10 protein-coding genes are annotated in these 11219 nt (G+C 66.9%); all 10 read left to right on the plus strand.

Annotation, left to right across the window (positions count from 1 at the left end):
* Positions 1-21: 21 nt before the first annotated feature.
* Entirely contained in the window at positions 22-3045 is a 3024-nt protein-coding gene (locus tag EJV47_RS26480) for a Tn3 family transposase (RefSeq protein WP_126696232.1), read from the plus strand.
* An 84-nt stretch (positions 3046-3129) separates the two neighbouring features.
* The gene (locus EJV47_RS26485) at positions 3130-3603 is read left to right on the plus strand and encodes a hypothetical protein (RefSeq protein WP_126696233.1); all 474 of its coding nucleotides are present in this window, start codon (positions 3130-3132) and stop codon (positions 3601-3603) included.
* Between the two features lie 57 nt (positions 3604-3660).
* Positions 3661-4080, plus strand: coding sequence for a hypothetical protein (locus EJV47_RS26490; RefSeq protein WP_126696234.1), 420 nt, complete (start codon positions 3661-3663; stop codon positions 4078-4080).
* A 5-nt stretch (positions 4081-4085) separates the two neighbouring features.
* Complete coding sequence (locus EJV47_RS26495) at positions 4086-4412, plus strand: hypothetical protein (protein ID WP_126696235.1); 327 nt, start codon at positions 4086-4088, stop codon at positions 4410-4412.
* Positions 4381-6996 (plus strand): TraG/VirB4 family ATPase, encoded by a 2616-nt coding sequence (locus EJV47_RS26500; RefSeq protein WP_126696236.1) that lies wholly within the window; start codon positions 4381-4383, stop codon positions 6994-6996. Before EJV47_RS26495 ends, EJV47_RS26500 begins: the two co-directional genes overlap by 32 nt.
* On the plus strand, positions 6993-8129 hold the full coding sequence (locus tag EJV47_RS26505) for a conjugal transfer protein TraG N-terminal domain-containing protein (RefSeq protein WP_126696237.1): 1137 nt from the start codon (positions 6993-6995) through the stop codon (positions 8127-8129). Before EJV47_RS26500 ends, EJV47_RS26505 begins: the two co-directional genes overlap by 4 nt.
* 23 nt (positions 8130-8152) lie before the next feature.
* Positions 8153-8800: a hypothetical protein gene (locus EJV47_RS26510; protein ID WP_126696238.1), complete on the plus strand. Its 648-nt coding sequence runs from the start codon at positions 8153-8155 to the stop codon at positions 8798-8800.
* A gap of 53 nt (positions 8801-8853) precedes the next feature.
* Positions 8854-9609: a conjugal transfer protein TraK gene (locus tag EJV47_RS26515; RefSeq protein ID WP_126696239.1), complete on the plus strand. Its 756-nt coding sequence runs from the start codon at positions 8854-8856 to the stop codon at positions 9607-9609.
* A gap of 19 nt (positions 9610-9628) precedes the next feature.
* On the plus strand, positions 9629-10528 hold the full coding sequence (locus EJV47_RS26520; RefSeq protein WP_126696240.1) for a DUF4138 domain-containing protein: 900 nt from the start codon (positions 9629-9631) through the stop codon (positions 10526-10528).
* A gap of 17 nt (positions 10529-10545) precedes the next feature.
* A partial coding sequence (locus tag EJV47_RS26525) for a hypothetical protein (RefSeq protein WP_207896006.1) occupies positions 10546-11219 on the plus strand: 674 nt, incomplete at its 3' end.

Genomic DNA, 11219 nt, shown 5'->3' on the forward strand with positions numbered 1-11219 from the left:
GTTCTTCCGGTTGTTTTGCCCATGCCCGTCGAGTTTCTCAGCGATGAGCAAGCCGCCCGCTTTGGCTGCTACCACGCCGACCCCAGTCCGGAGCAGCTGAGTCAGTTCTTTTACCTGAGCCCGGCGGATCAGGCCTTTCTGGCCACGCGCCGACGGCCCGCTAATAAGCTAGGCTGTGGCGTGCAACTCTGTACTCTGCGCTTTTTGGGCACGTTCCTGCCCGACCCGCTGCAGGTGCCCGACGTAGTCGTGCAGACCGTGGCCGGGCAGCTCGGCGTACCGGCCGAGGCGCTGGCCGCGTACCGCACCCGGCCCAACACGTGGTACGCCCACCAGGCCTTGCTGGTGGCCCATCTGGGGTATACACCCTTCGACGCGCGGCAAGGGTTCCGCCTCACGCGCTGGCTCTACGCCCAGGTGCTGACCAGCACCGTGCGGCCCAGCGTCCTGTTTGATTGGACGACGGCCCACCTGGTGGCGCAGCGGGTGGTGTTGCCGGGCGTCTCGCTGCTGGCCCGCCTGATTGCACGGGTGCGGGAACGCACCGGCCGTTTGCTTTACCGCCACCTGGCGGCGCGCCTGACGCCGGCCCAGCAGGCCGCGCTGGAAGCGCTCTTGACCGTGGCGCCGGGCGAGCGACTAACGCCGCTGGAGCGGCTGCGCACACCCCCCACCCGCGTCTCCGCGCCGGCGCTGGTGGCCGCCCTGCGCCGCGTGGACGAGATTCGCGCGCTCGGGGTGAGCACGGTGCCGGTGGCGGATTTGCCCGAAGCCCAGCTGGTGCGCCTGGCCCGCTACGGCCAGGTGGCGTGGGCCCAGACGCTGCTGCGCATGGGCGACGAGCGCCGGCGGGCCACGCTGCTGGTATGCGTGCAGGCGCTGGAGCGCACGGCCACCGACGACGTGCTGGACCTCTTCGACAGCCTGCTCACCACGCTGGCGTTGCGGGGCGAAAGCACCCGCCGCCAGCAGCGGCTGCGCTCGCTCAAGGACCTGGACCAGGCCGCGCTGCTGCTGCAACGCGCCGTGCAGGTGCTGCTGGACGAGGCCGTGCCCACCGAACAGGTGCGCCGCCAGGTGCTGGACCAGCTGGGCGAAGAGCGCTTGCGGGCCGCCGTGGCGACCGTCGAATCGCTGGCCAGCCCCGACGACGACGACCCGCTGGCCGAGGCGCTGAGCCGCAGCTACGCCACCGTGCGGCGGTTTCTGCCGGCCTTGCTGACAGGGCTCACGTTCGACGGAACGCCGGCGGCGGGCCCGTTGCTGGAGGCTTGGCGCTTCCTGCAGCAGCAAGAGGCCGGCGGGCGGGGGCGCCCCAAGTGGACTGTGGCGCCCCGCACGGTCGTGCCCCCCAGTTGGCGCCGGCGGGTGTTCCCGGCCCCGGGAGAAGTCAGCCCCCAGGCGTACACCCTCTGCGTGGTGCAGCGGCTGCACCATGCCTTGCGGCGCCGCGACGTGTTCGTCGCCGTCAGCGAGCGGTACGCCGATCCCCGGGCGGAATTGCTGCGCGGGGCGGCCTGGGACGCAGTGCGTGACGCCGTAGTCCGGGCGTTGGACCGGTCGCTGGACCCCGGCGTAGAGCTGGCCGCCTTGCAGCAACGGGTACAGGCGGCGTATGCCGAGGTGAGCGAGAACCTGGCCCAGAATACCGCCTTGCAACTGGTCCAGCAAGACGGCCAGCTGGCGGTGGAACTCCGCGCGGTCCCCGCCCAGTCGGAATCCGAGCAGCTGGCGGACCTGCGGGCGCAGCTGACGGCGTGCTTGCCACAGGTCGACGTGGCGGCGCTGCTGCTGGAAGTCGAGGCCTTCACCGGCTTTGCCAGCGCGTTTACCCACGTGGCCGACGGGCAGCCGGCCACCGCGGACCTGCCACTGAGCGTGTGCGCCGTGCTGCTGGCCCAGGCGTGCAACGTAGGGCTCAAAACCGTCGCCCGGGCGGACGTGCCGGCCCTGACGCCGGCGCGCCTGCTGTGGGTGCAGCAGCACTACCTGCGGGTGGAAACCCTGACGGCCGCCAACGCCCGGCTGGTCGATGCGCAAGCCCAGTTACCCTTGGCCCAGGCGTGGGGCGGCGGGGACGTGGCGTCGGCCGACGGCCTGCGCTTCGTGGTGCCCGTGCGTACGGTGCACGCGGGCTGGAACCGCAAATACTTTCCGGGCCAGCGCGGCGTGACCTACTACAACTTCACCAGCGACCAGTTCACCGGCTTCCACGGCATCGTCGTGCCCGGCACGCTGCGCGACTCCTTATTTATCCTGGCCGGCCTGCTGGAGCAGCAAACCAGCCTCGATCCGCGCGAAATCATGGCCGACACCCACGGCTACAGCGACGTGGTGTTCGGCCTGTTTGCCCTGCTGGGCTACCGCTTCAGCCCGCGCCTGGCCGATCTGGCCGACCAGCGCTTCTGGCGCCTGCGCAAGCAGGATGACTACGGCCCGCTCAACGACTTGGGGCGCCACGTGGTCAATGCCCAACTGATTCACGACCATTGGGAAGACATGCTGCGGCTGGCCGGCTCGCTCAAGCTGGGCAAAGTCAAGGCCACGGCGGTCATGCGCACACTGCAACGGGCGGGTTCGCTCTCGGGGCTGGGCCGCGCCGTGGCCGAGTTTGGCCGCCTCGAAAAGACGCTGTACCTGCTGGCCTATGTGCAGGACGAAACTTACCGCCGTCGTATCCTGGTGCAACTCAACCGCGGCGAAGGGCGGCACGCGGTGGCCCGGGCGGTGTTTCACGGCAAGAAAGGCGAATTGCGCCAGCGCTACCGGGAAGGCATGGAGGACCAGTTAGGTGCCCTGGGGCTGGTCGTCAATGCGTTGGTCTTGTGGAATACGCGGTATCTGCAACACGCCCTGGAACACTGGCAGGAAACGAACGGTGCGGTGGACCCAGCGGACATCGCCCGCCTCTCGCCGCTGCTGCACGAGCACGTAAACATGTTGGGCCGCTACGACTTCACCTTGCCGGACCGCATTGCCGCCGGGGAGATGCGCCCGTTGCGCGACCCCGCCAACTGGGAAGAACGCCTGGCCGAATTTCCTTAGCGTTGGTTTTCGTTCCTACTCTAGTGGAACCCCCAGCCCGCCGGCGCTACTCCCCAAGCCGCGGTTTCCGAGGCCGCGGCTGACGTGGCCGCGGCGCTGGCCAGTCTGCTGCCCCCGGAAGACCTGGAAGTAGCAGAATCAGCGCAGCCGGCCGAAGCAGGTGTTGCGGCCGCCGGCCCAGCCGACGGAGCGGAATCTATCCCGGCCGAAGCCGCAGAAGCTACCGCTGAACCGACTGCCGACGACGCGCCGCGGCCGGCCTCCATTCGCCACGCGGCCGGGGCCGTTGCCGTGCTGCTGGACGCGGTAGACGAAGCGCCTGCAGTGGCGCCACCGCCGGTGCCAGACCCGGATGAGGAGCCGGGCGAAGCCCTGTTTCACAACCCCATCACCGCTCCGGCGCCCACGGCCAATGACCAGGCCAACCGCGCGGCCGAAATCGCCCTGCGCCAGCAGCGGCGGGCCCGGATGAGCAAGGACGCAGCGGCCCAGCGGGCGGCCCTCACGGGGCTGTTTCCCGGCGCTGGCAGCCCCGTGCCCACCGCCAAACCCTCCTAACTGCCACACCTGCTTTTCGGGGAGATAAGCGCCCCGTTTTCACCCAACCTCCTTCCTATGCTAACCAACCTTCTTTCCCGGGCCCGTACCCACGCCGCGAAGGCAACCGAAGCACTGCACACGCTGGCCGCGGCCGGCCACACCTACCAGCCTTCCAAAGCCGAGCAGCGCGTAGCGGCCCTGCTTACCACCCTGGCCCTGGCCACCAGCCCGGCCCGCGCCCAGCTGGGCGGCGGGGGCGCCGCGGCGGCCCTTGAAGGCGTGCAGGAAACGGTCGTGGGCATCGTGCAGGTCATTTTCGCCATCGTGCTCATCGTGGGCCTGATTCGGGTGGTAATGAAGTTCGTGCAGGGCGCACCGGATGCCCTGGGCTCCCTGGGCTGGCTCGTGGGCGGCGTGATTCTGTGGTTCGGCTTCCAGCTGTTCAAGGACGATTTGGTCAGCGCCGTGGGCGGTGGCGACGGGGGCGTCCGCTAGTACTTATGCGCTCCTACAAATCCATCGAGCGGCCCGCGCAGGTGCTGGGCATGAACATTCAGGACCTGGGCATCATGGTCGGCCTCTTCATCGGCTCGGTGCTGCTGCTGGGCTTTCTGGGCATGGCCGTCAAGATTCCGCGCCTGGTGTACCTGCTCGTCATCCTGGTGGAGTTGGGCCTGATTCTGGGCCTGCGCTACCTGAGCAAGCGGCAGGCGCCCGGCTTTCTGATGGGCTGGCTTTCCTTCACCTTCATCCAGCCCCGCCGCCTGGCGGTGGGGGCCTTACCCCTCCCCAATCATGACCAAAAAGCCCAAAACGGCCGCGTTTAACGCCGTGATGCCCGTGCACAGCTTCGAGGGCGACAAGGTGGTCTTCAAGGACGGCCGCGTGGCGGTGGGCTTCCGCGTGGAGCCCGCCGAGATGGAGAGCTGGACCGCGGACGACTACGAGGCCTTTCAAACGGCGCTGGTAGGCGTGCTGCGCCCCCTGCCGGTGGGCACCATCGTGCAGAAAACCGACATCTACTACGACCGGCCCTACCGCGAGGACAAAACCCAGCAGACCTACTTCGAGAACAAGATGAACAAGCACTTCTTCGAGCGGCTGGTGCTGTTCCAGAAGTCCTACCTGTTCCTCTCCTTTGCCCCGGTGGCCGTCAAGTCGCCCAAGACCAACGCGGTGAATGCCCTGGTGGCCCGCGCCGGCGAGGCCGTGCTCAAGAATCCGTTTGCCCAGCTTGTGCACACGCTCGAAGCGGCCGAAAGCGGCGCCGTGGAATTCATTCAGGGCCTCAAGAACCTGGGCGGCGTGACCTTCGAGCGGCTGGCCAGCGCCGAGATGCACCAGCTCTACCTGCAGTACTTCAACCTCAACTTCGACGGGCAGCCCACCCGGCAGGAGCGCGAAATCGGCAACGACCTGGGCACCTTCAGCGTGGGCGAGCACAAGGTCAACGTGCTGAGCATGGTGGGCCAGGGCTCCGACGCCTACCCGGCCGTGCGCAACTCTTACGGGGTGACAGCGCCCATGCTCTACCCGCTCACCCACGTGCTGCAGTGCCCGCACGTGCTCACCCAGGCCCTGCTCATTCAGGATACCCGCGCCGAGCTCAGCTCGCTGGATACCGACCGCAAGCTCAACGCCTCGCTCTCGTTTCTGGCCACGCAGGACAACCACCTGCGGGCCGCTGAAGTGGAGGAGTTTACCGCCGAAGTGCGGGCCGACAACAAGCAGATTGTGGGCCTGCACCTCTCGTGCGTGCTCTGGGACACGAACGACACCAGCCGGCGCGAGAACGTGGAGCGGGCCACAGCGGCCTTTCGCTACATGTTCGGCACCGAGAGCGTGGTGGAAAGCTACCTTGCCCTGCCGGTGTTCTTCGGCCTGCTGCCCGGCAACGCCTGGCAGGTGCCGGACCGCTGGCTGACGAGCACCGCCGACCGCGGCGCCTGCTACACCCACTGGACGGCCACCTACAAAACCGACCCGGTGGGAGAGTACCTGACCGACCGGTTCCGCAACCTGGTGCAGGTAAACCTCTTCAACACGGCCCTGGACAACCAGAACGCCATTGTCATCGGCCCCTCGGGCTCGGGCAAGAGCTACACCTTCGGCAATTTGATTGTGCAGCGCTTCGAGAAGGGCGCCCGGCAAATCATCATGGACGTGGGCGGCACCTACCGCAACGTGCTGCAGTCGCTCAACGGCGAGGACTTCGACAACACCTACTTCGAGTACGACCCGCAGCGGCCCATCGAGTTCAACCCCTTCGTGGTGCCGCGCGACGCGGCGGGCAAGTGGCTCTACAACGACGAGAAAACCAACTTTCACCTGGCCCTGCTGGCCGCGCTCTGGAAGGGCGGCAAGGACACGGCGCTGGACAAGTCGGAGCGCACCATTCTCTCGCGCTTTCTGATTGAGTACTACGCCTGCCTGAACGAAAGCCCGCGCCTGAACCAGAAGGATGAGGAGTTTCCCGGCATGGAAAGCTTCTACCGCTTCGTGGAGCAGTACGACCAGGAAATGCAGAAGCCCGTGGCCCAACCCGGCGACGGCGGGGAGCCCGACCCGCTGGACGGCGCCCGCCGGCAGTACCAGAAGAACCTGAAGTACATCGACATGCACCAGTTTTTCCTGGTGCTGGGCCAGTACATCACCGGCGGGCGCTACGAGCGGGTGCTCAACGCCAAGCGCGACGTAGACCTGTCGGAGTACCGGCTCATCTGCTTTGACCTGGCCAAGGTGCAGGCCGACCCCGACCTCTACCCGGTGGTGGCCATGCTCATCACGGAGCTGAGCCTGGACCTGTTCCGCAAGTTTCCCGACGACATCAAGTACATCGCCCTCGACGAGGCCTGGACCATGCTCTCGGGCGTGCTCTCGGAGTTCATCGAGTCGATGTACCGCACCATCCGCAAAACCAACGGCTCGGTCACCATCATCACCCAGGGCATCACCGAGATTACCAGCAGCAAAATCGGGCCGGCCATCATCAACAACTCGGCCACCAAGATTATCCTGCGCCACGTCAACCCCGACTCGCTGGCGCAGCTGCAGGCCCCGCTCGGCCTCACCGGCCACGAGATGGATTTGATTAAGTCGGTGCGCTCCACCGAGGCGCTGCGGGAGTTTTTCATCAAGCAGGGCGCCAAGGGCAAGGTATTTGCCCTGGAGGCCTCCCCGCAGCTCGACGCCATCCTGACGTCGAAGCCCGTGGAGCGCAACCACCTCAACAAGCTGGTCAAGTTCTACCAGCAAACCCAGCAGCGGCCCCGCACCGACAAAAACGGCCACGTGCTGCTCAATGCCGAGGGTCAGATTGAGTACGAGCCGGTACGGGTGCAGCGCCTGGACTACGCCGTCGACCAGTTTGTGGAAGATAAACAGGCCCGCCAAGGGCCCCTGGCCCGATGAGCATGCTCGCGATGGTAGCCTACGGCATCGACCCGGGCTTTCTGCGGGCCTGTGACCAGACCCTGCAGGTGGTGCTTACCGCCTGCCGCTTCATCACGCCCAGTCTGATGGGCATTGCCCTGCTCTACACCATCGGGCGCGGTTTTATTTCTGGTAGCGGCCTGGCCATGGACTGGGGGCCAATTATCAAGGCCACCTGGATATTCTTTCTGCTCTTCTTCTACCAGACGCTGGTAGATACCCTGGGCACGGGACTGGCCGCCTTTACGGCCCTGTTCTCGACCGACAAGTCCGCGGCCGAAGCTATTCGGGACCTGACCACGCCGGCCTCGGTGGCCGCGGCGGCCCGCAACGACTCCATGGGCATCGGCGACATCGTGGCCGGCGCCAGCTCGCTGATGACCAGCATTTCCCAAACGCTGAGTTCGTTCACGCTCTCGGGCATCCTGACCCGGCTGTTCACGGCCACGGCGGTGCTCATCATCCGCCACATCATGCAGTTTATCCAGCAGTTCATCCTGGGTTTTCTGTACGTGTGCGGGCCGATTGCCATGACCCTGTCGGTGATTCCGGCCTTCGGGCAGCTGGCCCTGAAGTGGCTGCAGAACTTTCTGGCCGTGCAGCTCTGGGGACTCACGTTTGTGCTGCTCGACACCATCTACGGCTTCTACGCCGAGACGGCGCAGGCCCCCAACGGCCTGTTCAGCGGGCTCACCAATGGCCCGCAGCAGTCGGTCGATGACGAGAAGTTCATGGTGATGTCCGTGGCCTTTGTCCTGCTCTACGTAATGGTGCCCTACCTCACGTCCATGTTCATCGGCTCCTCGGCCGTGCAGGGCTTCGTGGGCTCCATGGTCGGCTCGGCCGTGGGCGCCGCGACGGCCGTGGCCGGCGTGGCCTCGCCTGGGGGCGGCGGCCTGTCAAGTGCCGTGGGCCGCGCCCTGGGCAACGGCGGCAGCCGCGGCGGGGGAGGGGGCTATAGCGCCGGCGGCGGAAGCAGTAGCAGCGGTGGCGGCAGCGAGGGAAACGAGCCGGCTTCGTCCTCGGCTTCCTCCGGCCTGCCCACCATCACCATGTCGGAAGCCCTGAACCCGTCCTACCGCCAGCGGGCCTCGGGCATCTGGACCAAATAACTCACCCTGCTGACTTCCTAGCCATGAAAAACATTCCCCGATGTATTGCTGCAGGCTTTGCCTTGACTCTGACGGCCGCTTGCCAATCCAAGGAATCCGCTCCGGTAGCTACCACGCCGGCGGCCCCGGCAGCAACCCAACCTGCTGCTGGTTTACCGGCTCCGCTGCTGGCGTCGGCCGTGGACCTCAAACCCGGCGTGGCTGAGCAGACTCCCCGCGAAGGGTATCTGCAGGTCGTTTCCGCCAAGGCCCTGAAAGCCGAGCCCATGCAGCTGCGGCTGCCGGCCGCGTGGCAGTCCGACGCGGACCGGCCGGACGGGGTGAAGCAGGCTCCCGGCTACCGCATTTCCTACGAAGCCGTGCTTGAGTGGATTCCCCAGGGCTTCGGCCACCAAAAGGTGCCGGCCTCGCTGCCGCTGTACGCCCCGAACGGCCGGGATACCCTAGCGTCGTTTCGCGTGGGCGGCCTCAACCTGAACGTGCCTGGCCGCGAGCGGTACACCGTCACGCCCATCGAGCCCCGCAAGCCGCTGACCGTGCGCGGCACGCTCTACGCCTTCCTGGGCCGGAACGAGCAGCAGCAGCCCGCTTTGGTGGTGTACCCCTACCGGGGCCGCGCCGGCGGGTTCGACGACTCCTTTAAGAAGGTGCTGCTGCCCATCCGCCAGTAAAGGGCGGTCGGGAGAAAAGCACCAATCACCACAACCAGACTCTCAACACTTTCATGGATTCCGCCAAAGACTTAAGTACTTCCTTTTCCACCATGCGCAACCTGGCGCTGGGCAGCGTGCTGGCCCTGCTGCTGGTGGCCCTGGCTTCGGGCTTTCTCGTGTACCGGGCCTACGAAAACAGCGGCCGGCGCGTGTACGTCGTATCGCAAACCGGCTCGGTGGCGGCCCTCTCGGCCGGCAACGACGCTCATACCCCCTATGAGGCCCGCAACCTGGTGCGCCAGTTCATGCAAACCATGTTCGGCCACGACCAATACACCTACAAAGCCAACCTGGACGCAGCCTTGCCCCTGATTGAGGGCCGCGGCGGCCGGCGCATCTACGAGGGCTTTACCCGCGGGCAGGTGCTCCAGAACTACGAGCGCTACGCCGCCCGCAACGTGGTGACCGTGGACAGCGTGCTGGTGGACATGAGCCAGCGCCCCTGGTCGGGCTCGGTCTACATCAAGCAGCGCATTTTCATTGGGGGCCAGCAGAAGGAGCCCCTGCCGCTGGCCGCCAAGTTCAACCTGGTGGAAACCAACCGCTCGGACGCCAACCCCTACGGGCTGCTCATCACCAACTTCGACTACATCCCCTACAACCCGCAGCTGACGCGGGAAGAGCAGGAGCTGTTGCAGGCCCAGGAAGCCGACCGCCAGCGCCGCCTGCAGGAAGCCGAGCGGGGCCTGGCCCCGGCCGGTGAGCCGGCAGCGCCCGCTGCTCCTGCCCCCGCTACAACCCCAGGGCCCGCGGCCCCGGCTAACTAATCACCCATCCTTGTCTCCGATGCAACGCTACACCCTTCCGGCCCTGCTGGGGCTGCTTTCCCTGCTCTTCACCACGGCGCCCGCGGCCGCGCAAACCACTGCCGCCACCCCGGTTCCCGCCCTGGCCACCTCCGATAATTTGCTGGACGTGGCCGTGTCCGATTCCTCCACCACCTACCTGGTCTTTGGCGGGCCTGTGTCGCTGGTCGACGTGGGCATGGCCGGCAACTACCTGGTGAAGATTGAGGCCAACGCCGTGTTTGTGCGGGCCAAGCGCAAGCACGTGCCGCCCACGCCCATGCTCATTCGCTACGGCTCCAAGTACTGGATGGGCCGGCTCGTGTATACAGGCCGCCCGGTGCTGCAGCTCTACGACTTCCAGAAAGACGGCGCGCTGAGCATCAACGGCAAAAGCACCGCGTCCGCCGGGGCGCCCCCCGAAAACGAGCTGGCCCTGGACAAGGAGCGGGAAAAGAAAGCCGTCGTCGAGGGCAAGCTCAGCCAGCTGCGCAAAGCCCGGGAGGAGCACCAGGCCGTGGCCGTAGTCGACAATGATTTGGTGCTGTCGCTGGCCAACGTGCGCAACGACAAGGACTTTACCTACCTGCGCTTCAAGGTCATCAACAAGACCAACATCGACTACAACGTGGATTTCACCGACTTCCAGCTGGTGGAAAATGCCCAGAAGAAGTTCCTGGCCCGCAAAAAGAACGAAGCCCGGCGCCCGCTGGCGCCTTCGGGCGGCCGCCCGAACCAGGTCATCACCGGCCGTACCACGGGCTACCTGACCTACGCCATTCCCCTGTACGCGGCCACCGAGCGCGGCTACCTGGAAGTAACGCTGCGCGAGCTCAACGGCGCCCGGGTGCTGGTGCTGCCCGTGCCCTCCCGCGTGATTAACCGCGCCGCCACCATCTAACGCCGCCCGTACCTGCTATGGAACCCCTCACTCCCCCAACCGATAGCCGTTCTGCGGCTCAGCCAGCAACGGAACAGCCCGTACCGGCTGCTGCCCCTGCCAAGCGCACGCCCGCTGAAGTGCTGCGCGCCAACTGGATGGCCTTAGCCGGCCTGCTGCTCGTGCTCATCATCGGTGGCCTGCTGCTGTGGCTAAAGGCCGCGCAGCGGGCGGCCCAGCAGGAGCGCGAGCCGGTCGCGGCCGCCTCGGCCAACATCGAACCCGAAATTCCTTCGGTGGAAGCGGCGCCCCCGGCCCCGGTCGCTTCGCCCTCGGCCCAAATCGAAGCCCAGCGCCGCGCCGAGCAGGATGCCCAGAGCGCCCCCGCCCGGGCTTCCGACCAGGACGTCGTGGACGTGTTTGCCGTCGATACCACTGGACTGGCCCTGCGCAAGCGGCGTCGAGCGCAGGCCGTCGCCCAAGCCGCAGCCCGTCGCGCGGAAGCCGCCCGGCTCGCCGCGGCCGACGTGGACACCATTGAAACCACCATTCAGGACCCGGCCACGGGCTCCTACCGCGCCCAAACCCTGGTGGTGCCGCGCCGGCGCCTGACGGCCGGGGGTGGCGCCGGCCGCCGGGCGGGCACCGGTTCCGGCCGCGCGGGCCGTGGCCTGGTACCGGCCCGCGATGTGGACGGCACCCCGTTTGAAAC

Origin of the sequence: Hymenobacter gummosus, from assembly GCF_003970915.1 — a bacterium.
In the GTDB taxonomy this organism is placed as follows: domain Bacteria; phylum Bacteroidota; class Bacteroidia; order Cytophagales; family Hymenobacteraceae; genus Solirubrum; species Solirubrum gummosum.

Bases quoted from the DNA above. Each gene is read 5' to 3' on its own strand.
- EJV47_RS26480 (WP_126696232.1), top strand. From the start codon at position 22: ATGCCCGTCGAGTTTCTCAGCGATGAGCAAGCCGCCCGCTTTGGCTGC.
- EJV47_RS26490 (WP_126696234.1), top strand. From the start codon at position 3,661: ATGCTAACCAACCTTCTTTCCCGGGCCCGTACCCACGCCGCGAAGGCA.
- EJV47_RS26495 (WP_126696235.1), top strand. From the start codon at position 4,086: ATGCGCTCCTACAAATCCATCGAGCGGCCCGCGCAGGTGCTGGGCATG.
- EJV47_RS26500 (WP_126696236.1), top strand. From the start codon at position 4,381: ATGACCAAAAAGCCCAAAACGGCCGCGTTTAACGCCGTGATGCCCGTG.
- EJV47_RS26505 (WP_126696237.1), top strand. From the start codon at position 6,993: ATGAGCATGCTCGCGATGGTAGCCTACGGCATCGACCCGGGCTTTCTG.
- EJV47_RS26510 (WP_126696238.1), top strand. From the start codon at position 8,153: ATGAAAAACATTCCCCGATGTATTGCTGCAGGCTTTGCCTTGACTCTG.
- EJV47_RS26515 (WP_126696239.1), top strand. From the start codon at position 8,854: ATGGATTCCGCCAAAGACTTAAGTACTTCCTTTTCCACCATGCGCAAC.
- EJV47_RS26520 (WP_126696240.1), top strand. From the start codon at position 9,629: ATGCAACGCTACACCCTTCCGGCCCTGCTGGGGCTGCTTTCCCTGCTC.